The sequence below is a fragment of the Streptomyces sp. NPDC026394 genome, assembly GCF_055567735.1.
Genome location: NZ_JBVHPX010000027.1, coordinates 52,615 through 79,058, shown reverse-complemented (window position 1 = coordinate 79,058; position 26,444 = coordinate 52,615). Strand labels below are relative to the sequence as shown.

The window sequence follows — 26,444 nt, the reverse complement described above, 5'->3', positions numbered from 1 at the left end:
TGGTCCCCCCGTTACTTCTTGCCGAAGCCCTTGGCGTTGTCGTCGTCGGTGGCCGTGTAGGCCTCCAGCGTCAACGACAGTTGTTCGTGAATCTTCTTCGCTGCGTCGGCGATGCGCGTGATGCCGTCGTCCCATTCGGACTGGAACTCGTCACAGGCGCCGTCGAGCCCGCCGGTCCCCAGCCCTTTGGGGCCCACCTTCTTGAGCTTCTTGCTCGCGCCACGCATACGGTCGTCGCATTCGTCCAGCTTGCGCAGCATGTCCTTCATCCGGGTCACATCGATCCGGAAGTCCGAGTTCCCCAACTCCCTGCACCCCGTTCATGGTCGGCTGGTCAGCCCTGCTGGACATGGCAAGCCCCGTGAAGGGCAGAGAAGAACATAACTAGCGGCACCCTTGACGGCATGCCCGAAACTTCGGCATTTATCTCTGCTCGTCAACGGAAGGGCGGCAGTGGATTTTGCCATTTTTTGATGTGTCAGTTGCCCTTCGACACCGAGGCGAAGTACAGCACCGCTTGCGCGTGGGTCAGTGACGCGTCCAGTCGCTCCGTGTCCCAGGTGAACAAGCTGTAGCCCGAGGTGAACCTCATCAGGGCGCCGCCCAGCCCTCTCGGCCTGGACCGCCACGTGACGCGCGCGGGCTTGTCCCACATCCAGGTGGAAGGACCGCCGCCGTCGTGAAGCAGGCCCATCAGGACGAACAACGGCCACAGGGGCAACGCCGCCCAGTACGTGAACCATCCGCGCAAGCTGCCCTTGTAACCGGCGACAGCCTGAGTTCCCGCTGGGATGTGCATGCGCCAAGCCTGACGGATTCCGCACGGCGAGCGCCCGTGGACAATACGCCCCGCGTAGTCACCGGTGGGTCCGTGGACGGTGTATTCCCTTTCCTTCTGCTGCCCGGCGACATCAGGGGGTGCGCTGATCGCGCAAAGCGTCCGAGAGGGTCCGGAAGGGTGGGTGATGAGAAACAGTGGCCCTGTGGGTGCTTCCCCCTCGTAGCGGTGAACGTGCGCCAGTACCTCCCCCTTGGCGAGCCCCCCGGAGAACTTCCCGGAGGTCAGAGAACCCCAGGCCTGGTACCCGGGCGGCGCGGCGAACTGCCGGCATTGCTGCGCCCGCGAGATATTGAAGACGGTCCTGGACACGGTGCCACCTCGTCATGGTCGCTCAGTCGAAAGGGCTGCGGACGGCATTGTGCCCGGTCCCGGGACGGGGTGATTGCGGCGGGCGGTCCGCCCCGAATGCGGGCCAATGTGGCGGTTGGCTGGTTCAGGGAATGCTGAAACGGCCGGCACTCACGGGTGTCGGGAGGGCCGTGAACGGGCATGAAGTGCAGGTGGGTTGGGGTGAGCTGCGGAGCGGGCGGGGCGTTGCGGCGACGCACTGGCAAAGTGCGGTGATGTTTGGTGCGAAATCGGGCAAATCATGACTTCTGATCTTGCGGTTCTCCCTCTTGAGCCCCTATTTTTACACTCTTTGCGTTGCCTGCGCGCGCGGGCCGGACCGCCTCACGGCACCGGCCGCGTCGCCCGCGCGGCGGCGGTGCGGAGTAACGGGGAAGGACTTCGATGGGCGAGCAGTACAGGGTCGATCTGCACGAGCTGGACAGCGTCGTGCGCAAGCTCAAGGGCCTGCAGGGCGACATGGACGAGCCGAGCCAAAAGGTCAAATACAGTACGAATATTCCGAAGTCGGCCTTCGGGTCCAACTTCGGTGAGGCCACGAAGATCGCTGCGGCACACGACCGCATGCAGCACTACATGGCGGAGGTCGTCAGCGCACTCCAGGACCTCATCAAGGACTTCGGCGAGAAGGCCGAGCGCAGCCGCGGGGCGTACGAGGACCGGGAGCAGGAAGCGCGTACGTCGATGAAGAGCTGAGGCCCCGGCAGTACGACAATGAATAGAACGACGACCAAGGGGGAAGGTCATGGCCGGTGGCCCGATGGACGCCGAGGGCAACAAGGCGTACGCCAAGCAGATCGATGAGAAGCACCGTAAAGAGAACCTCAAGCAGTTCGAGAATTACAAAGCCATTCCGGTCTCTGATTCGGACTTCCACCACCATGGGATCGATGCGCTCCGCGCGATGATCGAAAACGCCAACCCGGAGGCGATGGAGACGGCCGGTGACCACTGGCGTGCGTCCGCCGACCGGCTGGCTGGTCAGGACGGCGCCGGCGGCATCCGGAAGGCGTTCATGGACGCCGTCGAGCATGCCTCGAACCATTGGCAGGGAAAGGCGGCCGATGCGTTCCGGCGTGAGGCGGCAGAGGTCCTCAAGAAGATTGACAAGACGTACGGGCACGCCCGCAACGTCGAGTCGATGCTCATTGGGACCCGGTCCACGGGCCCGGAGTCCGGTATCGCGCACAACCTGCGCCAGGCGAAGAAGACCATGGCCGGGATCGAAGACCCGGGCAAGGTCGAGAGCGCGTTCAACTCCTCGGGTGACGACTCCCAGTTCCACAAGGACATGGCGAACCCGAAGATGGACGCCAAGATGGCGCTGGAGGCCAACCGCGACAAGCTCTCCCTGAGCAAGGAGCGCCAGGTCGAGGCGGTCATCGTCATGGAGGAGCTGGCCTACCACTACCGTTTGCAGGAGGGGAAGGTCACTCTCCCGCCGGGAAGCGATCCGCCGGGCGGCCGGGGTAACTGGCCGTCCGAGCCGGGGGTCTACCCGCCGGTCCCGTCCGTCAACATGCCGGTCGTCGGTGGTACCCGGCCCAAGCCCACCTCTGTGACCCCGCACGGGTCCAAGGGCGGGAGCGGCTACAACGGCCTCGGCGGTGGTGTGAACATCCAGCCGTCCAACGAGCCGGTGCGGACCGGCCTGGACAGCCTCCAGGGCGGCACCGTCGCCCCGGTGGGCCCCGGGATCACCGGAGGCGGAGTCAACCCGCCTGCCGGCGGTTCGGGTGGTGGCCCGGGCGGAGGCGGTTCGACGGGTGGGCTCATCGCCCCCCTGCCGTACGGCAAGACGGGCGGCACCGGTGGCGGCGGCTCGCGTTCGGTCCCCGGCGGCCGTGGTGGCGTCCTGGGCGGCAGCCGGGCCGGCGGATCTGGTGCCGGACGGACCGGCATGCCCGGCGGCATGGGCGGCGGCGCCGGTGCCGTGGGCAGCGGCGCGGGTCGTGGCGCGGCGGGCCGTGGTGGTGCCCAGGCCCGTAAGCCCGGGGGAGTCGTAGGCGCCCCGGGCACCCCGGGAGCCGGAGCCAAGCAGGGCGGCGCCGGACTGCACCGCAGCGCCGGCGGAAGCCAGGCGATGGGCGGCGCGGCGGCGAACGGCCGGCCCAAGGACAAGGAGCGGACCAAGAAGGAGCGCCCCGACTACCTTGTCGAGGACGAGGAGACGTGGACGCCGCAGCGCAACGTGTCCCCTCGCGTGATCGAGTAGGGATGTACGTGCCGTCGGCTTCGGCTGTATGAAGTGGTACGAAGAAGTGCCCCGCGCGCGCTGTGCGGGGCACTTCTGCAAACCGGGACGCTCGTGACCGGGCGTCCCGCCCAGTGGCCACCGTCCGGCCCTGTCCGCCCGAACGGAAGCAGTGAGGATCAGAGCATGAAGGTCACCCGAACTCTGCGCGCGGCCGCCGGTGCCGCGCTGACCGGAGCGTTGCTCCTCACCGCCACGGGTACGGCTTCGGCGGACCAGACGCGGAGCGCCCTGTGGCCGTTGCAGGCGTTCGATGCACAGAGCATCTGGAAGGAGGCTACTGGCAAGGGCGTCACCGTCGCTGTCATCGACTCCGGCTTCCGTACGACCCACCAGGATCTGACCGGAGTCTTCCTGCCGGGCAAGGACTTTCCCAATCCCTCCGTGGGTAAGCCGGAGACCGCGCCACCGGGTATGGACATCCGCGATCACGGCACGGGTATGGCGGGGCTCATCGCAGGGCATGGCCACGGTCCGGGCGGTAGCCAAGGCATCAAGGGGCTGGCTCCGGGTGCGAAGATCCTGCCGCTGACGGCCGACAGCAACACCCCGGAGGCGACCCGTTATGCGGTGGATCACGGCGCCCAGGTCATCAACATGTCGTTCGTCGCGGACCCCAGCACGCCCGACATGTGTGAGTCGGTCCATTACGCGGTCGAGAAGGGTGTGGTCGTCGTCGCCGGTGTCGGCAACGACGCCCTGCCGGAAGAACGCATCCCGGCCGCCTGCCCTGGTGCCATCGGGGTCGGAGCCGTGGACGAATTCGGCAAGTGGTGGAGCGGCGGCAATTACAACAAGTCGGTCGACGTTCTGGCGCCCGGGGTGAAAATCCCGTTCTCTGGAGGCCGAAGCGATTCGAGCTACCTCACCTCCGACGGCACCTCGATTGCCACCGCCTACGCCTCCGCCACAGCCGCCCTGCTTCTGGAGAAGTATCCCGACCTCACCCCCGGCCAGGTCGCCAACCGCATGGTGAAGACGGCGGGCCTGGCCAAATCGGTGAAGGCAAAGAACCTGAAGTTGCCCGACGCCCACTACGGATACGGCTTCATCCAGCCCTGGGCGGCGCTCACCCGCGACATCCCCGCCGGCCCCCCCGAGGGCCCGCTGCCCATGCCGCAGGGCAAGGCGTCGAAGGATCCCGTGGTCGCGGGTGCCGCCAAGGGCAAGGACCCCAACCCGCCGATCGGCGGGAAGAAGATGATGATGTACGGCGGCATGGCCGTGGGCGGGCTGCTGGTGATCGGGCTCGTGGTGATGATCATCGTCCTCGTGCGCCGCCGCAACAAGCCCGGTCCGCAGGCCTGGAGCTGACCCCCCGGAGCCACCCGGCAAAAATCGAGCGACGCCCCGCGCGGTCGACTGTTAGTTTCACCAGTCATGGATCCGTTGGGTGAAAAAGAGATACGTGCCTCCTTCGTCAACTGTTCGAAGGGGGAGGCGAGCCGCATCAATCTGCCGGTGGGGCTTTCCGGAATGCCGTGGGGAGATCTGGATTTTCTCGGGTGGCGGGACCCCGGGGCGCCGGACCGGAGTTATCTGGTGGCGCCTCGGGAGGGTGGCGTCGTCGGGGTGACGCTGCGGGTGCCGCAAGGAGTGCGGCGGAGTTTCACCAAGACGACCGTGTGTTCGTTGTGTGTCACCGGGCATCCCGGGTCCGGGGTGAGCCTGCTCGCCGCGCGGAAGGCCGGGCCGCTGGGGCGGCAGGGGAATACCGTCGGGGCTTATGTCTGCGCGGACCTGGCGTGTTCGCTGTACGTCCGGGGAAAGAAGAAGTCCCAGCTGGCCGGGCGGCATGAGGAGACGTTGCCGGTGGCGGACCGTATTGCTCGGCTGGTGACGAATCTCGACGCGTTTGTGGAGAAGGTTTTCGAGGTGGAGTAGGGGGAGTGGGGGAGTAAGGGGGGCGGGGGAGTGGGGGAATTGCGGTGGGGGCGGGGACCGGGGCGCATGGGGGTGCGGCCCGGTCCCGTGGGTGGTCAAGGGGTCTGGAAGGTGACCTCGGGGGTGGCGGGGTTCGGGGCGTTCAGGAGGGGGCGCGGGATGCCGTGGAGGTGCTGGTCGAAGAAAGCGCTCACGTAGCTGCGGGTGAGGTCGCTGCCGCGCAGGCCGGGCACTGTTCCCGGGGGCGTGGGGAGGCCCGCCTGCTGGGCGAGGGCCGGGAGGTCGGTGAAGGTGAGGTGGGTGGCGCCGGTCACGGTCAGCCAGCGCTTCCAGCCGTTGAGGCGGGACCAGGTCGTGTCCCAGGTCTCGTCCGCACCGGGGCGGCTCGTCGCCTGGTCGCCGAACAGCAGGAAGGGGCGCCCGTTCAGGCCCTGCTTCGGTACGGGGGCTGACACGGTGCCGTCCAGGTTCGCGCCGGCGCGTATCCGGGTGTCGCCCGCCATGGCGGTGGCGGTGGCGGCGCCCCCGATGGAGTGGCCTGCCATGCCGACGCGCTTCGGGTCGATGAGGCCGCTGCGCTTCCAGGCCGTGTGGTGGCCGGGCAGGACGCGGTCGAGGAGGAAGCTGATGTCCTTGGCGCGGCTGCGGGCGACGTCGGCCATGAAGGCTGCCCCCGCGTCCGGGGACGGTATCGCGTCCAGCTTCGCGCAGGCGGTGCAGGGCAGGGTGCGTGCGCCGGGGAAGGCCGTGTCGGCTTCGTAGGCGTGGTCGACGAGCGCCACGACGTCGCCGCGGCTGGTCAGTTCCTCGGCGAGCACGCTGAGTGTGGCACGGTTCAGGCCGAAGCCGGGGGAGAGTACGACCAAGGGGTGCTTGCCGGCGGCCGGGCGCGCACCGGTGCGCGCGTGCGTGCGGGTCTTGCTGAGCACCTCGGGCGGGAAAACCTCGGCTTGCGGCGGAAGCTGACCGGCCTGCCGCTGACGCTCCAAGAACGTCGTGGCCTCCGCCGTGGTCATGTACGGGGCCGGGCGGCCGGTGCCGGTACGGGCCGGGTAGTACAGGGAGACCATCAGCTCGCGCCCGTGGGCGGACGGCTCCCAGGGGTCCTCGCGGCCGCGGTCCACCAGGTGGAGACTGTCCCGTCCGATCGCGTACGGGCCGGTGGGGCGCGGGAGGGACAGGGACAGCGGGCGGGGGAGGGCCGGGGGGTCGGTGGGTACGGCGGCCGGCGCGGTGGTCGCGACGTTCGCGGTGGCGGCAGGGCTCGTCGCCGACGCGATGCCCGCCGTGACGAGCGGCAGCGGCAGGGTGAGCGCGAGCAGCGCGGCTACGGCGCCGCGTCGGATGTGGATCATGACCACACCGTACGGGGAGGAGCCGGCGGCACGGGGCCGAGGCACCGGCCGGCGGTACGGGTCAGTCGTGTCCGGCCGGCGGGTGCTTCGCGTCCTCGCGGGAGGCGGGGCGGGCCGCGGCACCCGCTGCCGCCGGGAGGACGAACTCGCTCAATACGTCCGTGACTTCGCGCACCAGCGGCCGCAGTACCCGGAAGCGGGACGCGGCGACCGCACGGGCGACCAGGGGGGATGTGCGCTCGACGAGGCGGCGGCTGCGCTCGCAGTTCTCCGAGCGGTCGTGCACCCAGTACAGGACCAGCCCCATCTGCTGAAGCCACAGCAACTGTGGCAACTGCTCCGCCAGTTCCGGGTCGGCCTTGGTCCCGGCGCCGGCCAGCACCTGCCGCTGCAGCGCGATGGCGGCCTCACGCGGCCCTTCGGAGGCGTCCGAGAAGGGGCTGAGCGGGCTGTCCGGGTCGGCGGCGTTCTTGAAGAACTGGGCAGCGAAGCGGTGGTACGGCGCGGCGATGTCGAGCCAGGTGAGCAGCACGCCGCGCAGCCGTCCCGCCAGGTCCCGCTCGGTCGCCAGGACGTCGGCGACGGCGGCCGCGTGCTCGGTGGCGATGCGGTCGTAGAAGCCCTGGATCAGGTGTTCCTTGGAGGCGAAGTAGTAGTACGCGTTGCCGACCGAGACACCGGCCTCCTGGGCGATGGCCCGCATGGTGGTCTTGTCGTAGCCGCGCTCCTGGAAGAGGCGGAGGGCGGTTTCGAGGATGAGGGTTCGGGTGCGGGAGCCGTGGGGGGTGCGCTCGCGGGCGGGTTCCGCGGCGTTGGCGGGCCCCGCGCCCTGGGCCGGGCCGCCGTCGTCCGTCACGTCCCGCGCCCCGTCCCCGTCCGTATCCGCCCGCGTCGCTTCATCCACGGCACCGACCTTAATGCGCCCCCGGCCCGCCCACGGTTTCCGCCCCTGCCCGTCTCCGGCACTGGTCACGGGCGCCGTTTGTGCCCGTCTCCGGCACCGGCTACGGGCGCCGCTCCTGCCCGTCTCCGGCACTGGTCACGGATGCCGCTCCTGCCCGCCCCCGGCCCGCCCACGGTTTCCGCCCCTCCCCGCCCCCGGCACCGGCCACAGACGCCGCCCCCTCGCCCCTCCCCGCCCCCGGATTCCCCCCGCCCCCGGCCGGACGCCCGAGCCGGCCGGTCCCCTCGGGCTCCTGTCCGCACCCGCCTACAGCCCCCGTTCTGCCAAGAACTTCACGATCAGCCCTTCCCACTCCTCCGGCCGCTCCGCCATCGGCACGTGCCCGGTGGCGATCTCCACGTACTCGGCGCCGGGTATGTGATCGGCCAGGTAACGGGAGTGGGAGGGGTGGATCAGCTGGTCCCGCGTGGTGGCGATGACCAGGGTGGGGACGGTGATGCCGGCCAGGTCGCCGGTGGTGTCGACCTCCTTGACCAGTGCGGCCTGCTCGGCCGAACCGGCGGGCGGGCCGTCGGGGCTGGCGTCGAGGACGGCGGCCAGTTCGGCGGGCGGCAGGGTGTTCAGGGCTTCGGGGGAGAGGCCGCTGAGCGCGCGGGCCTGCGCGAAGCCCGCGTAGTCGCCGCGGTCCAGCAGGCGCAGCCACAGGTCGAGCCAGATGTCCGTACGAAGGTCGGGTTTGGCGAGTCCGGCGGTCAGTACGAGGCCGCGTACGCGCTCGGGGTGGCGTGCGGCGGCCCGTACGGACACCGCCGTACCGAGGGAGAAGCCGATCAGGGTGAACGTCTCGACGCCCGCCGCGACGGCCTCGGCCACGACGGCGTCGGCGAGGGCGTCGAGTTCCAGGGGGCCGTCGGCGCGCGGGGTGTCGCCGGAGCCGGGGTAGTCGGGCGCGACGACGGTGTGGCCGGTGGCGGCCAGCGCGGGGACGAGCCCGGCGTAGTTGCCCTCGATGCTGCCGGTGGCGCCGTGGGCGAGCAGGATGCCGTGGGCGGCGGGGCCGGTGCCCTCGTCGGCGGGGGTGACGGTGGTGGACAGGGCGGGAAGGCGCGGTGCGGTGGCCGTGGGAATCTTCGTCATGCGCACCAGGTTGACCCTTGACACCGGTGTCAAGGTCAAGTCGCAGGTCGGAAGGCCAAGCCGCCGGTTCGAAGATCAAGCCGCCGGTTCGAGTCCGGTCGCACAGGGGAGGCAGTCGATGGCACGGTCGGGGGAGCGCGCGGTCCGCGCGGCGGGGGACGGTCTGCGGATCGGTGAGCTGGCCGAGCGCACGGGGGCCAGCGCCCGTTCACTGCGCTATTACGAGCAACAGGGCCTGCTGCGCGCGGACCGGGACGCCAACGGCTACCGCCGCTACGGCCCCGACGCGCCGGAGACCGTGGCGCGGATCCGCGAACTGCTCGCCACCGGCCTGAGCACGGACGCCATACGGGAGCTGCTGCCGTGCGCCCAGGGCGGTCCCGGGCTGGTCTTCTGCGACCGCTCGTGCGGGGTGGTGGAGCGGCAGATGGTGAAGCTGGACGCGGAGATCGCCGAACTGGCGCGCAAACGGGAGGCGTTGGCGGCGTACGCGCATGTGATGCGCCGACGCCGGGACCAGGACCGGGCGTTGGCGGCCGTGGCGCTGCGCTCGGCTTGACGTCGCGGCGTCGTGCCGTGGCAGGTCCGTCCCGGACCATGTCAGACGCGCCGCCGTGACCTGCGCAAATGTCTTCTCATTCATTTTTCATTGAACAAATCCACGGCCGATGGCGTGAACGGGTTGCGGAATGCGGCCCACGGGTCGGATCCTCGGGTGCACCGCTGTTCGGGGGAACAGCGGTGTGCTCACGGTATCGGGGGATCGTTGTGTTACGTGTCCACTTCACGACGCAGGATCTGCGCCGGACGCGGATCGCCGAGGGGGCCGACCCCCTGTGGGAGACCGTCCTGAGCCTGCACCGCCTGCGCGAGAGCCGTACCGAACCGGCCCTGGCCGCCTGGCGGCAGCACGCCGCGCGGCACGGCCCCGGACCGCTGCGGATGCTGCTGCCGCTGGTCCCGCCGCGCGGCTACTTTCCCGACTTCCTCACCCCGGCGGCCGGTTCGGCCGGTGTGGAGCCGGGCCTGGAGGCCGTCATGACGACGCCCCGGCGCCGGCTGCGCGGCGAGATCGGACTGCTGGCGGGGCAGACGTACCGGCCGGGACACGGCCAGCACGCCGCCCCGCCGTCCTGGATGCGCTCCCTGGCCGACGGCGAACCGGCCGCGTTGCGCGCCCTCGCCCGCAGTCTGCGCACGTACCACCACACCGCCCTCGGACCGGGCTGGCCGCTGATCGGGCAGCGTGTCGAGGCCGATCGTACGCTGCGGCTGCACGCGCTGCGCCAGGACGGCGCCGAGGCGATGCTGCGGACGTTCGGGCCGGAGATGCGCTGGCGGCGGCCGGTCCTGGAGGTCATCTACCCGCGCGACGGGGACCTGCGCCTGGAGGGGCGCGGCCTGCTGCTCGTGCCGTCGTACTTCTGCACCCGTCCGGTGACCTTCGTCGACACCGAGCTGCCGCCGGTCCTCGTCTACCCCGCCGCACCGCCGGTACGGGCGGCGGAGTCCGGGCGCGCTGCGCAGGCCGGGGCCGGTCGTGCCGAAGGGCTCCGCCTCCGTACGTACGGGAGCGGAGCCCTTCGCGGGTTCCAGACCCGGTTCGGGGCGCTGACCGGAACCAGGTGCCAGGGGGTGTACCCCGGGGTCAGAAGCGACGCGTGATCAGCGCGCGCTTGACCTCCTGGATCGCCTTGGTGACCTCGATACCGCGCGGGCAGGCGTCCGTGCAGTTGAAGGTCGTACGGCAGCGCCAGACGCCGTCCTTGTCGTTGAGGATTTCGAGCCGCTGCTCGCCGCCCTCGTCCCGGCTGTCGAAGATGAAGCGGTGCGCGTTGACGATCGCCGCCGGGCCGAAGTACTGGCCGTCGTTCCAGAACACCGGGCACGAGGACGTGCACGCGGCGCACAGGATGCACTTGGTGGTGTCGTCGAAGCGCTCGCGGTCCTCGGCGGACTGCAGGCGCTCGCGCGTCGGCTGGTTGCCGGTGGTGATCAGGAACGGCATCACGTCCCGGTACGCCTGGAAGAACGGCTCCATGTCCACCACGAGGTCCTTGAGGACCGTCAGGCCCTTGATGGCCTCGACCGTGATGGGCTTCTCCGGGTTGATGTCCTTCAGCAGCGTCTTGCACGCCAGGCGGTTCTTGCCGTTGATCCGCATCGCGTCGGAGCCGCAGATGCCGTGCGCGCAGGAACGGCGGAAGGTCAGCGTGCCGTCCTGCTCCCACTTGACCTTGTGGAGGGCGTCCAGGACGCGCTCCTTCGGGTCCATCTCCAGCTGGAAGTCCTGCCAGCTCGCGTCCTCGGAGACCTCCGGGTTGAACCGGCGGATCCGCAGCGTGATGGTGATCGTGTGCGAGGCGCCGTCCTCGGCCGCGTCCAGGGCCTTGGAGTGCTTTTCGAGGGTGGAGGTGCTCATCAGTACTTACGCTCCATCGGCTGGTAGCGGGTCTGGACGACCGGCTTGTAGTCGAGGCGGATCGACTCGGAGCCGTCTGCCGCCACCTCGCGGTACGCCATGGTGTGCCGCATGAAGTTGACGTCGTCGCGGTTGGGGTAGTCCTCGCGGTAGTGACCGCCGCGGGACTCCTTGCGGGCCAGCGCGGACACGGCCATCACCTCGGCCAGGTCGAGCAGGTTGCCCAGCTCGACGGCCTCCAGCAGGTCGGTGTTGAACCGCTTGCCCTTGTCCTGGATGGACACGTTCAGGTAGCGCTCGCGCAGCTCGCCGATCTTCTCGACCGCGGTCTTGATCGTCTGCTCGGTGCGGAACACCATCACGTTGGCGTCCATGGTCTCCTGGAGCTCCTTGCGGATCTCGGTGACCCGCTCGTTGCCCGAGGCGGAGCGCAGCCGCTCGACCTGGTCCTGGACCATCTTCGCCGGGTCCTCCGGCAGCTCGACGAAGTCGGCGGTGGCCGCGTACTCCGCCGCCGCGATGCCCGCCCGGCGGCCGAAGACGTTGATGTCCAGCAGCGAGTTGGTGCCCAGGCGGTTGGCGCCGTGCACGGACACGCAGGCGACCTCGCCGGCGGCGTACAGGCCCGGGACGACGGTGGTGTTGTCGGCCAGCACCTCGCCCTCGACGTTGGTCGGGATGCCGCCCATCGCGTAGTGCGCGGTCGGCTGGATCGGGATCGGGTCCGTGTAGGGCTCGATACCGAGGTAGGTGCGCGCGAACTCGGTGATGTCGGGCAGCTTGGCGTCCAGCTGCTCCGGCGGCAGGTGGGTCAGGTCCAGGTAGACGTGGTCGCCCTCGGGACCGCAGCCGCGGCCCTCGCGGATCTCCGTGTAGATGGAGCGCGAGACGACGTCACGCGAGGCGAGGTCCTTCATGACCGGCGCGTACTTCTCCATGAAGCGCTCGCCGTCCTTGTTGCGGAGGATGCCGCCCTCACCACGGGCGCCCTCCGTCAGCAGGATGCCCATCCGCCAGATGCCGGTCGGGTGGAACTGGAAGAACTCCATGTCCTCCAGCGGCAGCCCGCGCCGGTACGCGGCGGCCTGGCCGTCACCGGTCAGGGTGTGCGCGTTGGAGGTGACCTTGAAGAACTTGCCGGTGCCGCCGGACGCGAAGATCACGGCCTTCGCCTGGAAGACGTGGATCTCGCCGGTGGCCAGCTCGTACGCGACGACACCGGCCGACTTCTTCACGCCGTCGACGTCCTGGAGCAGCAGGTCCAGGACGTAGAACTCGTTGAAGAACTCCACGCCCTCCTTGACGCAGTTCTGGTACAGCGTCTGGAGGATCATGTGGCCGGTGCGGTCCGAGGCGTAGCAGGACCGGCGGACCGGGGCCTCACCGTGGTTACGGGAGTGACCGCCGAAGCGGCGCTGGTCGATGGTGCCGTTCGGGGTGCGGTTGAACGGCAGGCCCATCCGCTCCAGGTCCAGCACCGAGTCGATGGCCTCCTTCGCCAGGATCTCGGCGGCGTCCTGGTCGACCAGGTAGTCGCCGCCCTTGATCGTGTCGAAGGTGTGCCACTCCCAGTTGTCCTCCTCGACGTTGGCCAGGGCGGCGGCCATGCCGCCCTGCGCCGCGCCGGTGTGGGAGCGGGTGGGGTACAGCTTCGTCAGTACCGCGGTGCGGCTGCGCTTGGTGGCCTCGATGGCCGCGCGCATGCCCGCGCCACCGGCGCCGACGATGACCGTGTCGTACTTGTGGATCTTCATGAGTCGGTTACCTCAGCCCCGGGGCCTAGCGGATGTTCGGGTCGAAGGTGAAGATCACCAGCGTGCCCAGAAGGACGGTGAACACCGTGGCGGTGTACAGGAGCATCTTCAGCCAGAAGCGGGTGTTGTCCCGCTGCGCGTAGTCGTTGATGACCGTGCGCAGGCCGTTGGCGCCGTGCAGCATCGCCAGCCACAGCATCACCAGGTCCCAGACCTGCCAGAACGGCGAGGCCCAGCGGCCCGCCACGAAGGCGAAGCCGATCTTGGAGACGCCGCCGTCCAGCACGAGCTGGAGCAGCAGGTGGCCGAGGACCAGGACGACCAGCACGATGCCGGACAGGCGCATGAAGAGCCAGCCGTACATCTCGAAGTTCGTACGGGTCGACTTGGGCGTCTTCTTCGTACGCTTTCGGGGCGGCTCGATCACGGGAGCCGGGTTGTCCACGTCGTACAGGGAGACGGAGTCGTTCACAGCGGGACCTGCGGGGGATTGGGTTTCAGCAGACATCGCGCGTCATCAGCTCCCGAACAGGGTGCGCAGTGTGTGCTGCAGCACCGGGTAGAAGGCGCCGGCCATCAGGACGGCCCACACGCCGACAACGGTCCACAGCAGCTGCTTCTGGTACTTCGGTCCCTTGGACCAGAAGTCCACGGCGATCACGCGAAGGCCGTTGAGCGCATGGAAGAGGATGGCGGCGACGAGGCCGTACTCCATCACGTTGACGAGGGGCGTCTTGTACGTGGCAACGACGTCGTCATAGGCCTCGGGAGAGACGCGGACGAGTGCGGTGTCGAGGACATGCACGAACAGGAAGAAGAAAATGAGGACGCCGGTGACTCGATGAGCCACCCAGGACCACATGCCTTCCCGGCCGCGGTACAGCGTTCCAGCCGGCACGGAAAAACCCTCCGGGAGCGGGGATCGGGGCCTGCCGGCTTCTCTGTCGGTCTGGCCCGGCCGGGTACGGTCCACCGGCCCCGGCCATCGTAGCGACGGACTGTCGGTTCCTCCCGCCGGGGTCCTCAGGTGTGATCAAACAGGCACGTACGGGCTATCCGCCGAGGGCGTTCCGGCCCTGTACGCCGGGCGGGGGAACGGGTAAGGGGCGGGCCGGACGGCCGGGGCCGCTCAGTCCCGGGAGGCCGCGAACCGGGCGAGCCGCCCGCGGGCGATCCGGCGCAGCTCCTCCGCGGCGACGGCGCGCTCCTCCTCGGGCTCGTTGCCGAGCCGGTCGTGGATGGCGGTGAGCACCACGTTGAGCAGCTCGGTGTCGCGGAAGCCGTCCAGGCAGATGACGAAGACGTGCCGGAACTGGCGCTCGTACTCGGCGTGCGCGGCGCGCAGCGCGGTGTGTGCCGCGAGGGTGCCCGGGCCGCGGGCGCCGACGAGCGGCTGCGGCGAGACGGTCTCCCCGGCCAGCGCCTCGTCCAGGTCGTCCGCGGTCAGGTCGTAACTCGCCTCGTCGGCGGCGGCCAGCAGCGCCTCCGGGTCCGGGTACGGGCGGTGCGCGACCAGGCGGCCGGCCCAGCGGCGGCTCCCGCAGCAGCGCAGCAGGGCGGCTTCGGCGGCGTCCGCCGGGGCGCCGTTCAGGCGGTCCAGGCCGGCCGGCCTGGCCGCGGCGGCGCTGCCGGGAGGCGGTGGCGGCAGCGGTGGGAGCTTCTGGGAGGGTGTGGCGGACCGGGGAGTGCGCAGCGGTGTCGGCGGGGCGGCCGGGATGTCGCTGGGCTGCATGGGCTCCTCGGGGCGGCGAACGCCGGATCGGGCGGTGAACGCCGGACCGGGGCGGAGTACGTCGGATCGGGCGGCCGGAGCGTGCGCGGCCGCGGCGGATGCGCGGGGGCCGTGGGCTCCGGGAGGGGTGAGCAGGTTGGGACGCCACCGTAACGACGTCTGTCGGTCACTGTCCGACGGATGCACGAATTTCACCCGTATGAGAGAGCTTTCGCGCGCGTAGTAGACACAAACGTCTGTCACCTGGCAATACCTTCGCCCCGGAAAGGGAGGTTTTGCGTATATGAGGACCGGAAAACTGGCCGCGAGCATCACCGCAGGAGTGACGGCCGCCCTCACGGCGCTGTCCGTCGCGGGCTGCTCGAACAGCGGCGGCGCCCCGCCCAAGGGGGACGGCGGCACCACCTCCGCCGCGCCCACCCCCACCTGGGAACCGGTGCCGGGCCCGCCCCGCACCGTGCCCGCCGTGCAGAAGTTCGGCGCGGCCGACGGGCGCGGCTGGCGGCCCACCGAACAGGCCCGCGTCGTGGTGCCCGCGGGCGAGAAGAGCCCGGTCGCCGACGAAGCCCGGCGGTTCGCCCAGGAACTGGGGGGCTTGCGGACAGTCTGGGGCAAACAACCCGTACGGCCCGGAGATGTCGAGCTGCGGCTGTCCGGCGGCGAGGACGCCACCCGGCGCGAGGACAACGCCCCCGTGTACGACACCGCCGAGGAGGCGTACACCCTCACCGCGCGCGGCACCCGTCTCACCCTCACCGCCCCCACCGACGCCGGGATCTTCAACGCCACCCGCACCGTCCTGCAGTCCGTACGGGTCTCCGGCGGCGTCCCGGAAGGCACCGTCGAGGACCGGCCCGACCGGGCCCAGCGCGGCTTCATGCTGGACATCGCGCGCAAGCACTTCGACGTGAAGTGGATCGAGGACCGCATCCGCGACCTGGCGGGCCTGAAGCTCAACCAGCTCCAGCTGCACTTCTCCGACGACCAGGCGTTCCGCATCGAGAGCGAGAAACACCCGGAGATCGTGTCCGAGGACCACCTCACCAAGGACCAGGTGCGCCACCTCGTCGACCTCGCCCGCGGTCTGCACGTCACCGTCATCCCGGAGATCGACTCGCCCGGCCACCTGGGTGCCGTCCTGCGCGCCCACCCGGACCTCCGGCTGCGGTCCGCCGACGGCCGGATCCAGCGCGGCGCGATGGACATCTCGCAGCCCGGGGCCGCCGAGATCGTGGACGACCTGCTGCGCGAGTACGCCCCGCTCTTCCCCGGCAAGCACTGGCACCTGGGCGGCGACGAGTACCGCGCGCTGGCCGACCGGTCCCCGGCCGAGAACTACCCGCAGCTGGCCCGCGCCGCCCGCGAGAAGTACGGGGCGGACGCCACGATCGAGGACCTGGCCACCGGCTGGCTCAACGACCGCGACAAGACCGTGCGCGCCGCCGGTGCCCAACAGGTCGAGGCCTGGAACGACGGCTACTTCCGCGACACGGACGTCGCCCCCGACTCCGGCCGCACCGTCGCCTACTGGACGGGCAAGGAGATCGGCGCCCGCCAACCGGACGAGTACCTGCGCGAGAACCGCAAGGTCGTCAACCTCAACGACGAGTACCTGTACTACGTGCTCGGCGAACCCAACAACATGCCGTACCCGACCGGCGAACGCATCTACACCCGGTGGACCCCCGGGGTGCTGCGCGGCACCGAGGCCGTACCGCAGTCGCTGTCCGGCCCGGACCGGGTGCTCGGCGCGCGCCTGGCGGTCTGGTGCGACCTGGCGGACGAACAGACGCAGCAGCAGGTGGCGGACGGCGTCCGGATGCCGCTGCGCGCGCTGGCGCAGAAGGTCTGGGACCGCCGCGATCCGGCCCTTTCCTGGGCGGAGTTCAAAAAACTGGCCGACCAGGTCTGAGCGGCCAGGGCCGGACGCGGCGAGAAGGGGACGACCGGGGCCGCCACCCCCCACAGGAGAGGCCCCGGCCGTCGTTCCAGGGAGGCCCGGTGACGAGCCCCTGACCTTTACAGCGCCATCCGCCGCGAAAGCGTCACACGGGTGCGGTCCGGGGCGCGGCACGAACCGCGCGCCGGGTGCCGCCCCGGTGCGCGGGCGCTCTGGACGCGGGAAGGGCCGTGGCCGTAGCGTGCGGGTCCGCGCCGGCCCGGCACGGTGGCCGTGCGCACCGTCCGCCGGAGCGGAGGGGCAGGCCGGCAGCGGCCCGGGTGCCCGGTGTGCGGGCGGCCGGGTTACCGTCAGCGGGGACCTACGGGTTACCAGGGGTACCCGCGGTGCCCGAGAACAGCGAATCAGCGAGGACCGGGCGGCGGACTTTCCGGGTGCGACAGGATGGACCCGTGCGAGGGGATGACAATCAGCCGGACGACGGCCGGCTGACAGTCGCCGTACAGGCGGCGCAGGGCGGCGACGAGGCGGCATTCCGTACCGTCTACCGCGCCGTGCATCCCCGGCTTATCGGATATGTACGGACCTTGGTGGGCGAGGCGGACGCCGAGGACGTGGCCTCCGAGGCATGGCTCCAGATCACCCGCGACCTCGCCCGCTTCAGCGGCGACGCCGACCGGTTCCGGGGCTGGGCCGCACGGATAGCCCGCAACCGGGCCCTGGACCACATACGGATGCGCGGCCGCCGCCCCGCGGTCGGCGGCGACGAGACCGAACTGGCCGACAAAGCGGGCGGTTCGGACACCGCCGACGAGGCCATGGAAGCCCTCGGCACCCACCACACCTTCTGCCTCATCTCCCGCCTCCCGCAGGACCAGGCCGAAGCCGTCGTCCTGCGCGTGGTGGTCGGCCTGGACGCCAAGAGCGCGGCCGGAGTGCTGGGCAAACGGCCCGGCGCCGTACGGACCGCCGCCCACCGCGGCCTGCGGCGGCTCGCCGACCTGCTCGGCGCCGGACCCGACGGCGGCGGCACCGGGCCCGGCCCGGACGGCGGACCCGGAGGAGGAGTGCCCGCACAGGGCGGCGGACGGGGTGAGAGCGCGGCGGAATCGTACGTACCGGGTGTGACGGAAACGGCCGCACGAACGCAGAAGGACATGTGATGGCCGACGACCGGTACAACTGGCTCGACGAGGAGGCCGCGGAGCGACTGCTGCGCGGCGAACCCGCCGGTTCCCCGGCCGGCACCGGCGCCGCGGAACTCACCGCCCTGCTGAACGCCGCCGCCGCGGCAGGCCGTGACACGGGTCAGGACGCACCACTGCCCGGCGAGGAAGCCGCTGTCGCTGCCTTTCGGGAGGCGCGAGGGCAGGCTTCGACGGCGGCCGACGTCACGGCTGCCGGGGCCGCGGTGGAAGCCGCACGTGCTCCTCGCGGCAACCCCGGCGCGGCCACCCGCCGCCGCTTCGGGCGGCCCCTGCGCCGCGGCTTCATGGTGGCCCTGGCCGGCTGCGCACTCGGCGGCGTCGCCGTCGCCGCCGGTGTGGGCGTCCTGCCGACCCCCTTCCACAGCGGCACCGGCCCGGCCCCCGCCACCAGCGTCTCCGCCGCCGAATCCCCCGGCCCGCTCGCCACCGACGACACCGGCACCGCCACCGACGGCACCACCCGGATGCCGGACCCCACCGGCCCTGGCACGGACCGGCCCGAACCCCTGAACACCGGCGACGGCAAGGACAGCCGCACCGGCGGCACCCGGACCCCCGCTCCCGGGCAGAGCACCCCCGGCCAGGACCCGACCCGCGGCACCGGGAACGGCGACGGCGGCAACCGGCCCGACGACCCCCGGGGTGGACCGGACAGCGAGGAGAAGAACCGGCTCGGCGTCATGTTCTGCCGTACCTACGAATCCGGCCGGCGCTCCGTCCTCGGCCAGGACACCCTCCGCCGCCTGGAACGCGCGGCAGGCGGCCCGGACAAGGTGCACGCGTTCTGCCGCCAGTACCTCGCCCACACCCAGGGCGGCGGCCGTTTCGACGGCGACGATGACGGCGACGGCCGCGGCAGCCATGGCCAAGGCGGCCACAACGGGCACGGAAAGGGCCACGGCGGCAAGGGCGACGACGAGGACGACGACCACCACCGCTACGCCCCGTCCGCCGGCATCCCCGGCATGACCACCGCCCCCGACCCCGCCGGCACCGTCACCACCACCCCCGCCGCACCCGACGAGCTACGCATCCCCGGAGCACCACCCGTCGCCCGGGTGTGACACTTTCCGGCTCCCCGGCGCAGTACGTAGTGAAGCCGACTGGTCATCGGCTTGCGCGCGTGCCGGGGTTCCCCCCGTACCAACGGCTCGCCGCATCCGGCGCGGGCGGGGCTCGTTCCCCCGGCCCTGCCCGCGCCTCTTTTTGCGCCTAAGCCGGCGCCGCTCTCGCGGGCCTGGTTGCTGTTTGTGGGGGTTGCTCAATTGATGGTTGGGGTTACTGCGGGGGGCGGGGGCCGGGGAATGGGTGCGGGTATGTGTGGGGCTATTTGTAGATGACTACCTTGTCGCCTGGGGCTACCTGGTGGAACAAGTCTGCGATTTTTGCTTTGTTGCGGACGTTTACGCAGCCGTGGGAGGCGCCCTGGTAGCCGTGGGCGGCGAAGTCGGCTGAGTAGTGGACCGCCTGGCCGCCGCTGAAGAACATCGCGTACGGCATGGGGGTGTGGTAGATCGACGACACGTGGCCGCGGCTCTTGAACGAGATGCGGAACGTGCCTTCCCGGGTCGGCGTGTACTGGGCGCCGAAACGGACGTCCATCGTCGAGCGGACCTTGCCGTTCACCATCCAGGCGAGCGTGTTGCTCCGCTTGCTGATGCACAGGACGCGGCCCGTCATGCAGCGGGGGTCGCGGCGGGGGGCTCGTTTCCCGGCCGGCTTCCGGGTGGGCTTCTTCGCGGTCTTCTTGGTGTGCGGGTGCGTCTCGGCGCGGGTCGGCGGGCGTGTGCAGGAGTGCAGGGCGTGCCAGGTGGCGCGGTCCAGAGTGCCGGTGCGCGGCAGGCCCCGCTTGCGTTGGAACGCCGAGACCGAGGCCGCGGTCTGCCGGCCGTAGAAGCCCGTGGGTTTACGTCGGAAGAGTGACAACTGGGCCAGACGGGCCTGTAGTTCGCGCACCCGGGGGCCGCGGGAGCCCTTGGCGAGCACCGGTTTCGCGGTGCGGCGGGGGGCCTTGGTGGCGCGGATGTGTGCGGGGGGCTCCTGGTCCGCCGTCCGCGCGGGCATCACGTCCGCCCGTCCCGGCATGGACGGCGAGGGGGCCGTCGTCGGTGAGAGTCCGCCGTTCGGGCTGATCGTGATGGTCTTGCAGCCGGTCGTCACGGCCAGCACCAGCAGCCCCGCGGCCACCGCACGTCCCTTGCGCACGCCGTGTCCCTTCCGCGTCGGTGTCTCGGCGTCACCCCCGTGGTGACACCGGCCTCTCCTAGATTCCCAGGCCTGTGGAGAACCGAACCTGGACGCGCGCAGGGGTGAAGGGGTGCGGGGGCGCGGAGGTGTGCCTCGGTGTGCGCCCCCTGGGCGCTTCGGTGGGGCCGGTGCCGCTTCGGCAGGGCCGCGCGCAGGGGTACGCGGGGCTCCGGGGGACAATGAGGAAATGTCACCGCGTCGCCCGTGCCCCGTATGCACCCGAGAGATCGCCGTCGTCGGCGGCCGCTTCGCCCGGCACGACCCGCCGGGCCGCCGTACCGTGCTGGAGCTCGTGTCGTGCCCCGGCTCCCGTCGTATCGCGCCGATGATGGCCCCGGCGGAGCGGCTGTTCGATCCGGAGGAGCCGCCGTTTCCCGGGCAGCAGCCGTTGTTCTGAGGGGTCAGGACTGGAGGGGCTTGCCCTCCGTCCGGCGGGCTTCCACCGATGTGGTGAAGGATTCCCACGCGTGGCCTGCCAGGGGGGCCAGTACGCGGCGCCACCCTTGCGCCGCCTCCGGTCCGGCTTCCTCCAGTGCGGCGGTGAACAGGGCGCGCTGACGTTCGTGGAGCTTGCGTTCGAGGTCCGCGCCGCGGCTGGTGAGGTGGAGTTCCTTGCGGCGGCGGTCCCGTTCGCCCGGCGTCACCCGTACCAGTTGTTCGTCGCCGAGTTTGCGCAGCGGTCCGTTGATGGCCTGCTTGGTGAGCTGGAGTGCCTGGCACAGTTCGCCGACGCTCATGCCGGGGGAGTACGCGAGGAACGTCAGGATGCGGTGGTGGGCGCGGCCCATGCCCTGCTCGGCCAGGGCCGCGTCGGCCGCTCCGGTGAAGGCGCGGTAGGCGAAGTAGAACAGGGTGAAATCGCGGTCGTAGGCGTCCGGGCGACAAGGGTCAAGCATGTTGACATTTTATCCCGGGCTTCCGTACGCTCGCTACTTGGGTCAACAACCTTGACCTAAACCGTTCAAGCGTGAAGAAAGCCGGTTACCGCCATGTCGGACACCCCCTCGGACATCGGCCCGCAGGCCGTCACCCCCCAGGCCGCGACCGCCCGGATCACCGTCGCCGACTATCTGCTCCGCCGACTGCGCGAGCTGGACGTCGAACACCTCTTCGGCGTCCCCGGAGACTACAACCTCGGCTTCCTCGACCAGGTGACCGCCTTCCCCGGCCTCGCCTGGGTCGGCACCTGCAACGAGCTCGACGCCGCCTACGCCGCCGACGGCTACGCCCGGCTGCGCGGCGCCGCCGCCCTCGTCACGACCTTCGGCGTCGGCGAACTGTCGGCCGTCAACGGCGTGGCCGGCGCATACGCCGAATGTGTACCGGTCGTCGCCGTCACCGGGATGCCCGCCACCGAGGTCGCCGCGGCCGGCCGTCCCGTGCACCACACCCTGATGGACGGTGATTACCGGCACTTCGGCCGGATGTTCGCCGAGGTGACGGTGGCCCGCGCCGACTTGACCGCCGAGAACGCCCCGGCCGAGATCGACCGCGTACTGCGCGCCATGCGGCGGGAGCGCAAGCCGGTGCACTTGAATCTGCCCACGGATGTCGTGCTGGCCCCGGTTCCCGCCCCCGACGGGCCGCTGATCGTGCCGGACGGGCCCGCCGACCCGGGACTGCTGCCGGACTTCCTCGCGGGCTGCGCGCGGATGCTGGACGGGGCGCGCAGCGTCACCGTGCTGGCCGGGCACGAGGCCGAGCGGTTCGGACTGCGCGGGCCGCTCGGTGACCTGCTCGCCGCCGCGCCGGTCCGGTCCGCCGTGTTCTCCAGCGGCAAGGGCGTACTGGACGAGACCGCTCCCGGGTTCGTCGGCGCCTACACCGGGGAGATCAGCGACAAGCGGGCCCGGGCGGCCGTCGAGGACGCGGACTGCCTGATCCTGGTCGGCGCACCGGTCTCGGACAGCGTCACCGGCGGCTTCAGCCATCACTTCGCCCCGGAGCGGACCATCGAGCTGCGCCCTGGGCGCGCCTCGGCGGGTCGCGCGGTGTTCGAGGGGATGGCCATGGCGGACGCCGTCGGTGGACTGGCCGGGCTGCTGCGGGACGCGGAGCTGCCCGAACCCGAGGGGTACGGGGAGTCTTTCTCGTACCCGGAGGTGGGGGATGAGAAGGGAACGGGCACGTGGCTGACGCAGCGTCAACTCTGGGCTGCTGTCGGGGCGTTCCTGCCTGCGGGGAGTGTGCTTGTCGCGGAGCAGGGGACCGCGTTCTACGGTGCCCAGGAGGTGCCGCTGCCCGCGGACGGTCGGTTCGTCGGGCAGCCGCTGTGGGGGTCGATCGGCTACACCCTCCCGGCCACCCTCGGTACCGAACTGGCCGCGCCGGACCGGCGTTCGGTGCTGGTGATCGGGGACGGTTCCCTCCAGCTCACCGCGCAGGAGCTGGGCACCATGACCCGGTACGGCGCGGCCCCGGTGGTGATCGTCGTCAACAACGACGGCTACACGGTCGAGCGCGCCATCCACGGCGCCACCGCCTCGTACAACGACATCGCCGCCTGGGACTACACCGCCCTGCCCGCCGCCTTCGGCGCGGGCCCCGGCACGGTCGCGGTGCGCGTCGGGACCCCCGCCGAGCTGGCGGACGCGCTGGCGCTGGCCGCCCGTACACCGGACGAACTGGTGCTGATCGAGGCGGTCCTGCCGCGCGAGGACGCGCCGGAGCTGCTCACGGCCCTGGCGCAGCGGTTCGCCGAGCAGAACGCCTACGGGGCCTGAGGGCCGTGCCGTCCGGGCGCGCCGGTGGGCCGGCCCGCCCTCGGGGCGGTGGCGGGCCGCGCCTACGGTGCCAGGACGTCCAGTTCGGCCATGGCGCCCACGGTGATCTCCCGGGTCAGCGCCTCGGCGCGCTCCGCGTCGCCGACCCGTACCGCCTCGGCGACCTGGACGTGCAGGGTCACCGCGGCCGGGTCGGGGTCGGTGAACATGACGTGGTGGTGGGTGCGGCCGGTGAGGACGGCGGCCACCACGTCGCCGAGCCGGGCGAACATCTCGTTGCCGGAGGCGGTCAGCACGATGCGGTGGAAGGCCGTGTCGTGCACCAGGTACGCGTCGAGCTGCTGGCCCCGGGACGTGGCGACCATGCCCATGGCGTGCTCGGTCAGCTCGGCGCACTGCGCGGGGGTGGCGTGCCGGGCGGCCAGGCCCGCGGCGGCCGGTTCGACGGCGGAGCGCAGCACGGTCAGGGAACGGAGCTGCCGGGGGCGGTCCGGGCCGGCCAGCCGCCAGCCGATGACGCGCGGGTCGTAGACGTTCCACTCCTCGGCGGGGCGCACGGTCACGCCGACCCGGCGGCGCGAGGCCACCAGGTGCATGGATTCCAGGACCCGTATCGCCTCGCGGATGACCGTGCGGGACACGTCGAAGCGCTGCTCCAGCTCGTCGGTGCGCAAGATCGTGCCCGGCGGGTACTCGCCCGCGGTGATGGCGGGTCCCAGGGACTCCAGTACCCGCGCGTGCAGCCCCTGCCCCGCCCCCTGGTTCTCCATGGGATCAGCCTACGTTCCCGGGGAAGGCCCGCCTTTAAGTATGACTTTTACGTCACAGAGGCTTGAATACGTCGTATCCCATGGGTTTCAGTGGGACGACAGACCGAGGTCAAAGAGGACAGCGAGGTACACGGGATGAGCACCCCCCACGTCATCGTCGTGATGGGCGTGGCCGGCACCGGCAAGACGACGATCGGGCCGCTGGTGGCCGCCGACCTTGATGTCCCCTACGCCGAGGGCGACGACTTCCACCCCCCGGCCAACATCGCCAAGATGTCCGCCGGCACCCCGCTCCAGGACGCCGACCGGTGGCCCTGGCTCGACGCCATCGGCGCCTGGGCCCACGGCCGCGCGGGTCAGGGCGGGGTCGTCAGCAGCTCGGCCCTCAAGCGCGCCTACCGCGACCGGTTGCGGGCCGCCGCGCCCGGCGTCGTCTTCCTGCACCTGACCGGCGACCGTTCGCTGATCGAGTCCCGGATGGCCGAGCGCAAGGGCCATTTCATGCCCACCGCGCTGCTGGACTCCCAGTTCGCCACCCTGGAGCCGCTCGGCGCGGACGAGGCGGGTGTCGCCGTCGACGTGTCCGGCACTCCGCAGGAGATCGCCGGGCGGGCCGTCGAGGCGCTGCGCCAGTACGACACCGGTCGGCCCGCCCCCGCCTGACCTCGGCCCGATGCCCCGCCACCGCGCGGGACACCGTCCCGTACGCCCCGCGCCACCGCGGGACACCGCCCTGTACGCCACGGCGCCGGGGCCACCACAACCAGCAACAGCACCCCTTAGGGAACAGCCGTGACACATCTCAGCGTCGAGATGCTGGCAGCGGATGCGACCGAGCCGATCACCTCGGCCGGTCACGCGCAGCTCGGCATCGCCGTCCTCGCGGGCATCGCCGTCATCGTCCTGCTCATCACCAAGTTCAAGCTGCACGCCTTCCTGTCCCTGATCATCGGCTCGCTGGTGCTGGGCGCGGTGGCGGGCGCGCCGCTGGACAAGGCCATCGCCAGCTTCTCGTCCGGCCTGGGCAGTACGGTCGCGGGCACCGGCATCCTGATCGCGCTGGGCGCGATCCTCGGCAAGCTGCTCGCCGACTCCGGGGGCGCCGACCAGATCGTGGACACGATCCTGGCGAAGGCGAGCGGGCGCGTGATGCCCTGGGCGATGGTGCTGATCGCCGGCATCGTCGGCCTGCCGATCTTCTTCGAGGTCGGCATCGTGCTGCTGATCCCCGTGGTGCTGCTGGTCGTCAAGCGCGGCAACTTCTCCCTGATGCGCATCGGCATCCCGGCGCTGGCCGGCCTGTCCGTCATGCACGGCCTGATCCCGCCGCACCCCGGCCCGCTGGCCGCCATCGCCGCGCTGGACGCCAACCTGGGCGTCACCCTGGCGCTCGGCGTCGTCGTCGCCGTCCCCACCGCGATCGTCGCCGGTCCGCTCTTCTCCCGCTACGCCGCCCGCTGGGTGGACATCCGCCCGCCGGAGAACATGGTCCCGGAGCGGGCCTCCGGCGAGCTGGACAAGCGCCCCGGCTTCGGGATCACGGTCGCGACCGTGCTGCTGCCGGTCGTGATGATGCTGGCCAAGGCCCTGGTGGACGTCGTCGTGGACGACAAGGGAACGACGATCCAGCGCGTCTTCGACGTGGTCGGCTCCCCGCTGATCGCGCTGCTCACCGCCGTGCTCGTCGGCATGTTCACGCTGGGCCGGTCGGCCGGGTTCACCAAGGGCCGGATCGCCACCACCGTCGAGAAGTCCCTGGCCCCGATCGCCGGCGTGCTGCTGATCGTGGGCGCGGGCGGCGGTTTCAAGCAGACCCTGGTGGACGCGGGCGTCGGCCAGATGATCCTGGAGCTGTCCAAGGACTGGAACATCTCCACGCTGCTGCTGGCCTGGCTGATCGCGGTCGCGATCCGGCTCGCGACCGGCTCGGCGACGGTGGCCACCATCTCCGCCGCGGGCCTGGTGGCGCCGCTCACCGCGGACATGTCCACCACCCACACCGCCCTGCTCGTCCTCGCCGTCGGCGCCGGTTCGCTGTTCTTCAGCCACGTCAACGACGCGGGCTTCTGGATGGTGAAGGAGTACTTCGGCATGAACGTCGGCCAGACGCTCAAGACCTGGTCGCTCATGGAGACGCTGATCTCCGTCGTCGGGATCGTGTGCGTACTGCTGCTGTCCCTGGTGCTGTAGCCGGGCCCACGAGAGCCCGGTGGGCGCCCGGCGTGTGCCCGAACGACCGGCGGAAGGCATCGATGAAGGCGCTGGTCGACGCCCAGCCGCAGCGGTGCGCGATCGCGGTCACGGACAGCGCCGGGCCGTCCCGCGTCAGCAGCACCAGCGCGTGGTGCAGGCGTAGCTGCGTACGCCACTGGGGGAAGGTCATGCCCAGTTCGGCGCGGAAGAGGCGGGCCAGGGTCCGCTCACTCGCCCCGGCGCCCGCGCCCAGCGCGGCCAGCGAGCGCTGATCGGCCGGGTCCGCGCGCAGCGCCGCGCAGACCGCCGCCAGCCGCGGGTCGCGGGCCCTGGGCAGGTGCAGGGCCTGGAGCGGGGTGTGGCGGAGCTGGTCGAGGAGTACGGCCAGCAGGCGCCGCGCCTCCGCCGTACGGCGGCTGCCCGTACCGCTGTACGCGATGATCAGCTCGCGCAGCAGGGGGCCGACCGCCAGGACGGCGGGCCGGTCCAGCCGCAGCGGGTCGGCGTCGAGCGGTACGCCGACGGTGTGCAGGTCGGTGTCCCCGTGCGCCCGGTGCTCGTGCACCGTCCCGGCCGGGATCCAGATCGCGCGGGTGGCCGGGGTGACCCAGCTCCCGGCGTCCGTGGTCACGGTGAGCACGCCGTGCCCCGCGTAGACGATCTGGTGGACGTCGTGGTGATGGGCCGTCACCTCCGTACCCTGCGGCAGGAAGCGGGTGACGGTCGTGACGTGCGGCGGATGATGGCGGAAAACCGGCATGACGTGGCAGCT

27 protein-coding genes are annotated in these 26,444 nt (G+C 71.1%); 13 read left to right on the top strand and 14 right to left on the bottom strand.

Annotated elements, in window-relative coordinates; genetic code table 11:
* Positions 1-11 precede the first annotated feature (11 nt).
* Entirely contained in the window at positions 12-305 is a 294-nt protein-coding gene (locus ACZ4QV_RS37065; RefSeq protein WP_331785600.1) for a WXG100 family type VII secretion target, read from the bottom strand.
* Positions 306-478: 173 nt separating this feature from the next.
* Positions 479-1,150: a hypothetical protein gene (locus ACZ4QV_RS37060; RefSeq protein ID WP_361582841.1), complete on the bottom strand. Its 672-nt coding sequence runs from the start codon at positions 1,148-1,150 to the stop codon at positions 479-481.
* Positions 1,151-1,573: 423 nt separating this feature from the next.
* Here ACZ4QV_RS37060 and ACZ4QV_RS37055 point away from each other — a divergent pair, with 423 nt between their 5' ends.
* From ACZ4QV_RS37055 to ACZ4QV_RS37040, 4 genes are all read left to right on the top strand, one after another.
* Positions 1,574-1,885, top strand: coding sequence for a hypothetical protein (locus ACZ4QV_RS37055; RefSeq protein WP_467764056.1), 312 nt, complete (start codon positions 1,574-1,576; stop codon positions 1,883-1,885).
* Positions 1,886-1,934: 49 nt separating this feature from the next.
* The gene (locus ACZ4QV_RS37050; protein ID WP_467764055.1) at positions 1,935-3,404 is read left to right on the top strand and encodes a WXG100 family type VII secretion target; all 1,470 of its coding nucleotides are present in this window, start codon (positions 1,935-1,937) and stop codon (positions 3,402-3,404) included.
* A gap of 165 nt (positions 3,405-3,569) precedes the next feature.
* On the top strand, positions 3,570-4,757 hold the full coding sequence (locus ACZ4QV_RS37045; protein WP_467764054.1) for a S8 family serine peptidase: 1,188 nt from the start codon (positions 3,570-3,572) through the stop codon (positions 4,755-4,757).
* Between the two features lie 66 nt (positions 4,758-4,823).
* A complete protein-coding gene (locus tag ACZ4QV_RS37040) occupies positions 4,824-5,327 on the top strand; it encodes an FBP domain-containing protein (protein WP_361156557.1) in 504 nt (167 codons plus the stop codon).
* 95 nt (positions 5,328-5,422) lie between these two features.
* Here ACZ4QV_RS37040 and ACZ4QV_RS37035 read toward each other — a convergent pair whose 3' ends face one another.
* The 3 genes from ACZ4QV_RS37035 to ACZ4QV_RS37025 form a co-directional block, all read right to left on the bottom strand.
* The gene (locus tag ACZ4QV_RS37035; RefSeq protein ID WP_361582853.1) at positions 5,423-6,682 is read right to left on the bottom strand and encodes an alpha/beta hydrolase family protein; all 1,260 of its coding nucleotides are present in this window, start codon (positions 6,680-6,682) and stop codon (positions 5,423-5,425) included.
* 61 nt (positions 6,683-6,743) lie between these two features.
* Entirely contained in the window at positions 6,744-7,586 is an 843-nt protein-coding gene (locus tag ACZ4QV_RS37030; protein ID WP_361156551.1) for a TetR/AcrR family transcriptional regulator, read from the bottom strand.
* Between the two features lie 306 nt (positions 7,587-7,892).
* Positions 7,893-8,723, bottom strand: coding sequence for an alpha/beta fold hydrolase (locus tag ACZ4QV_RS37025; RefSeq protein ID WP_361582856.1), 831 nt, complete (start codon positions 8,721-8,723; stop codon positions 7,893-7,895).
* Positions 8,724-8,841: 118 nt separating this feature from the next.
* Here ACZ4QV_RS37025 and ACZ4QV_RS37020 point away from each other — a divergent pair, with 118 nt between their 5' ends.
* Together ACZ4QV_RS37020 and ACZ4QV_RS37015 are read left to right on the top strand one after the other, a co-directional pair.
* The gene (locus ACZ4QV_RS37020) at positions 8,842-9,282 is read left to right on the top strand and encodes a MerR family transcriptional regulator (RefSeq protein WP_361156546.1); all 441 of its coding nucleotides are present in this window, start codon (positions 8,842-8,844) and stop codon (positions 9,280-9,282) included.
* 209 nt (positions 9,283-9,491) lie between these two features.
* Positions 9,492-10,388, top strand: a complete 897-nt coding sequence (locus ACZ4QV_RS37015) for a hypothetical protein (RefSeq protein WP_361582859.1) — start codon at positions 9,492-9,494, stop codon at positions 10,386-10,388.
* Here the strand turns inward: ACZ4QV_RS37015 and ACZ4QV_RS37010 are convergent.
* The 5 genes from ACZ4QV_RS37010 to ACZ4QV_RS36990 all read right to left on the bottom strand — a co-directional run bounded on the left by ACZ4QV_RS37010 (position 10,372) and on the right by ACZ4QV_RS36990 (position 14,631).
* The gene (locus tag ACZ4QV_RS37010) at positions 10,372-11,145 is read right to left on the bottom strand and encodes a succinate dehydrogenase iron-sulfur subunit (protein WP_361156541.1); all 774 of its coding nucleotides are present in this window, start codon (positions 11,143-11,145) and stop codon (positions 10,372-10,374) included. The genes ACZ4QV_RS37015 and ACZ4QV_RS37010 overlap by 17 nt on opposite strands.
* Positions 11,145-12,899 carry a succinate dehydrogenase flavoprotein subunit gene (gene sdhA, locus ACZ4QV_RS37005; protein ID WP_361156538.1) on the bottom strand — a complete coding sequence of 585 codons (1,755 nt, stop codon included), beginning with the start codon at positions 12,897-12,899 and terminating at the stop codon, positions 11,145-11,147. The genes ACZ4QV_RS37010 and sdhA overlap by 1 nt, the downstream gene beginning before the upstream one ends.
* A 25-nt stretch (positions 12,900-12,924) precedes the next feature.
* The gene (locus ACZ4QV_RS37000) at positions 12,925-13,407 is read right to left on the bottom strand and encodes a succinate dehydrogenase hydrophobic membrane anchor subunit (protein WP_030024131.1); all 483 of its coding nucleotides are present in this window, start codon (positions 13,405-13,407) and stop codon (positions 12,925-12,927) included.
* Between the two features lie 9 nt (positions 13,408-13,416).
* Positions 13,417-13,797: a succinate dehydrogenase, cytochrome b556 subunit gene (sdhC, locus tag ACZ4QV_RS36995; protein ID WP_003985924.1), complete on the bottom strand. Its 381-nt coding sequence runs from the start codon at positions 13,795-13,797 to the stop codon at positions 13,417-13,419.
* 231 nt (positions 13,798-14,028) lie between these two features.
* Positions 14,029-14,631: a 2-oxo-4-hydroxy-4-carboxy-5-ureidoimidazoline decarboxylase gene (locus tag ACZ4QV_RS36990; protein ID WP_361582864.1), complete on the bottom strand. Its 603-nt coding sequence runs from the start codon at positions 14,629-14,631 to the stop codon at positions 14,029-14,031.
* 283 nt (positions 14,632-14,914) lie between these two features.
* On the opposite strand from ACZ4QV_RS36990, the gene ACZ4QV_RS36985 reads away from it, so the two are divergent.
* The 3 genes from ACZ4QV_RS36985 (at position 14,915) to ACZ4QV_RS36975 (ending at position 18,803) form a co-directional block, all read left to right on the top strand.
* Positions 14,915-16,543 carry a beta-N-acetylhexosaminidase gene (locus ACZ4QV_RS36985; RefSeq protein ID WP_361582867.1) on the top strand — a complete coding sequence of 543 codons (1,629 nt, stop codon included), beginning with the start codon at positions 14,915-14,917 and terminating at the stop codon, positions 16,541-16,543.
* 440 nt (positions 16,544-16,983) lie between these two features.
* Entirely contained in the window at positions 16,984-17,694 is a 711-nt protein-coding gene (locus tag ACZ4QV_RS36980) for an RNA polymerase sigma factor (protein WP_467764053.1), read from the top strand.
* The gene (locus ACZ4QV_RS36975) at positions 17,694-18,803 is read left to right on the top strand and encodes a hypothetical protein (RefSeq protein ID WP_361582873.1); all 1,110 of its coding nucleotides are present in this window, start codon (positions 17,694-17,696) and stop codon (positions 18,801-18,803) included. The genes ACZ4QV_RS36980 and ACZ4QV_RS36975 overlap by 1 nt, the downstream gene beginning before the upstream one ends.
* A gap of 262 nt (positions 18,804-19,065) precedes the next feature.
* On the opposite strand, the gene ACZ4QV_RS36970 is transcribed toward ACZ4QV_RS36975, so the two are convergent.
* Entirely contained in the window at positions 19,066-19,944 is an 879-nt protein-coding gene (locus tag ACZ4QV_RS36970; RefSeq protein ID WP_361582876.1) for a L,D-transpeptidase family protein, read from the bottom strand.
* Positions 19,945-20,173: 229 nt separating this feature from the next.
* Here ACZ4QV_RS36970 and ACZ4QV_RS36965 point away from each other — a divergent pair, with 229 nt between their 5' ends.
* Positions 20,174-20,383, top strand: coding sequence for a hypothetical protein (locus ACZ4QV_RS36965; RefSeq protein WP_030024141.1), 210 nt, complete (start codon positions 20,174-20,176; stop codon positions 20,381-20,383).
* A gap of 4 nt (positions 20,384-20,387) precedes the next feature.
* Here the strand turns inward: ACZ4QV_RS36965 and ACZ4QV_RS36960 are convergent, their stop codons facing one another.
* Positions 20,388-20,882, bottom strand: a complete 495-nt coding sequence (locus ACZ4QV_RS36960; protein ID WP_361582880.1) for a MarR family winged helix-turn-helix transcriptional regulator — start codon at positions 20,880-20,882, stop codon at positions 20,388-20,390.
* Positions 20,883-20,975: 93 nt separating this feature from the next.
* Here ACZ4QV_RS36960 and ACZ4QV_RS36955 point away from each other — a divergent pair, with 93 nt between their 5' ends.
* The gene (locus ACZ4QV_RS36955) at positions 20,976-22,709 is read left to right on the top strand and encodes an alpha-keto acid decarboxylase family protein (protein ID WP_361582883.1); all 1,734 of its coding nucleotides are present in this window, start codon (positions 20,976-20,978) and stop codon (positions 22,707-22,709) included.
* 62 nt (positions 22,710-22,771) lie between these two features.
* On the opposite strand, the gene ACZ4QV_RS36950 is transcribed toward ACZ4QV_RS36955, so the two are convergent.
* Positions 22,772-23,479, bottom strand: a complete 708-nt coding sequence (locus ACZ4QV_RS36950; RefSeq protein ID WP_361156512.1) for a FadR/GntR family transcriptional regulator — start codon at positions 23,477-23,479, stop codon at positions 22,772-22,774.
* A 135-nt stretch (positions 23,480-23,614) separates the two neighbouring features.
* Here ACZ4QV_RS36950 and ACZ4QV_RS36945 point away from each other — a divergent pair, with 135 nt between their 5' ends.
* Together ACZ4QV_RS36945 and ACZ4QV_RS36940 are read left to right on the top strand one after the other, a co-directional pair.
* Positions 23,615-24,142: a gluconokinase gene (locus tag ACZ4QV_RS36945; RefSeq protein WP_361156510.1), complete on the top strand. Its 528-nt coding sequence runs from the start codon at positions 23,615-23,617 to the stop codon at positions 24,140-24,142.
* Between the two features lie 129 nt (positions 24,143-24,271).
* The gene (locus tag ACZ4QV_RS36940) at positions 24,272-25,669 is read left to right on the top strand and encodes a GntT/GntP/DsdX family permease (RefSeq protein ID WP_361156507.1); all 1,398 of its coding nucleotides are present in this window, start codon (positions 24,272-24,274) and stop codon (positions 25,667-25,669) included.
* Here ACZ4QV_RS36940 and ACZ4QV_RS36935 read toward each other — a convergent pair.
* Positions 25,605-26,432, bottom strand: a complete 828-nt coding sequence (locus ACZ4QV_RS36935; RefSeq protein WP_467764052.1) for an AraC family transcriptional regulator — start codon at positions 26,430-26,432, stop codon at positions 25,605-25,607. The two genes, ACZ4QV_RS36940 and ACZ4QV_RS36935, sit on opposite strands and share 65 nt — an antisense overlap.
* Between the last annotated feature and the right edge of the window lie 12 nt (positions 26,433-26,444).

What these genes read in the sequence shown, in the direction of transcription:
- ACZ4QV_RS37055 (WP_467764056.1), top strand. Translation starts at nt 1,574, where the DNA reads ATGGGCGAGCAGTACAGGGTCGATCTGCACGAGCTGGACAGCGTCGTG.
- ACZ4QV_RS37050 (WP_467764055.1), top strand. Translation starts at nt 1,935, where the DNA reads ATGGCCGGTGGCCCGATGGACGCCGAGGGCAACAAGGCGTACGCCAAG.
- ACZ4QV_RS37045 (WP_467764054.1), top strand. Translation starts at nt 3,570, where the DNA reads ATGAAGGTCACCCGAACTCTGCGCGCGGCCGCCGGTGCCGCGCTGACC.
- ACZ4QV_RS37040 (WP_361156557.1), top strand. Translation starts at nt 4,824, where the DNA reads ATGGATCCGTTGGGTGAAAAAGAGATACGTGCCTCCTTCGTCAACTGT.
- ACZ4QV_RS37035 (WP_361582853.1), bottom strand. Translation starts at nt 6,682, where the DNA reads ATGATCCACATCCGACGCGGCGCCGTAGCCGCGCTGCTCGCGCTCACC.
- ACZ4QV_RS37025 (WP_361582856.1), bottom strand. Translation starts at nt 8,723, where the DNA reads ATGACGAAGATTCCCACGGCCACCGCACCGCGCCTTCCCGCCCTGTCC.
- ACZ4QV_RS37020 (WP_361156546.1), top strand. Translation starts at nt 8,842, where the DNA reads ATGGCACGGTCGGGGGAGCGCGCGGTCCGCGCGGCGGGGGACGGTCTG.
- ACZ4QV_RS37010 (WP_361156541.1), bottom strand. Translation starts at nt 11,145, where the DNA reads ATGAGCACCTCCACCCTCGAAAAGCACTCCAAGGCCCTGGACGCGGCC.
- sdhA (WP_361156538.1), bottom strand. Translation starts at nt 12,899, where the DNA reads ATGAAGATCCACAAGTACGACACGGTCATCGTCGGCGCCGGTGGCGCG.
- ACZ4QV_RS37000 (WP_030024131.1), bottom strand. Translation starts at nt 13,407, where the DNA reads ATGTCTGCTGAAACCCAATCCCCCGCAGGTCCCGCTGTGAACGACTCC.
- ACZ4QV_RS36990 (WP_361582864.1), bottom strand. Translation starts at nt 14,631, where the DNA reads ATGCAGCCCAGCGACATCCCGGCCGCCCCGCCGACACCGCTGCGCACT.
- ACZ4QV_RS36985 (WP_361582867.1), top strand. Translation starts at nt 14,915, where the DNA reads ATGAGGACCGGAAAACTGGCCGCGAGCATCACCGCAGGAGTGACGGCC.
- ACZ4QV_RS36975 (WP_361582873.1), top strand. Translation starts at nt 17,694, where the DNA reads ATGGCCGACGACCGGTACAACTGGCTCGACGAGGAGGCCGCGGAGCGA.
- ACZ4QV_RS36965 (WP_030024141.1), top strand. Translation starts at nt 20,174, where the DNA reads ATGTCACCGCGTCGCCCGTGCCCCGTATGCACCCGAGAGATCGCCGTC.
- ACZ4QV_RS36960 (WP_361582880.1), bottom strand. Translation starts at nt 20,882, where the DNA reads ATGCTTGACCCTTGTCGCCCGGACGCCTACGACCGCGATTTCACCCTG.
- ACZ4QV_RS36955 (WP_361582883.1), top strand. Translation starts at nt 20,976, where the DNA reads ATGTCGGACACCCCCTCGGACATCGGCCCGCAGGCCGTCACCCCCCAG.
- ACZ4QV_RS36950 (WP_361156512.1), bottom strand. Translation starts at nt 23,479, where the DNA reads ATGGAGAACCAGGGGGCGGGGCAGGGGCTGCACGCGCGGGTACTGGAG.
- ACZ4QV_RS36945 (WP_361156510.1), top strand. Translation starts at nt 23,615, where the DNA reads ATGAGCACCCCCCACGTCATCGTCGTGATGGGCGTGGCCGGCACCGGC.
- ACZ4QV_RS36935 (WP_467764052.1), bottom strand. Translation starts at nt 26,432, where the DNA reads ATGCCGGTTTTCCGCCATCATCCGCCGCACGTCACGACCGTCACCCGC.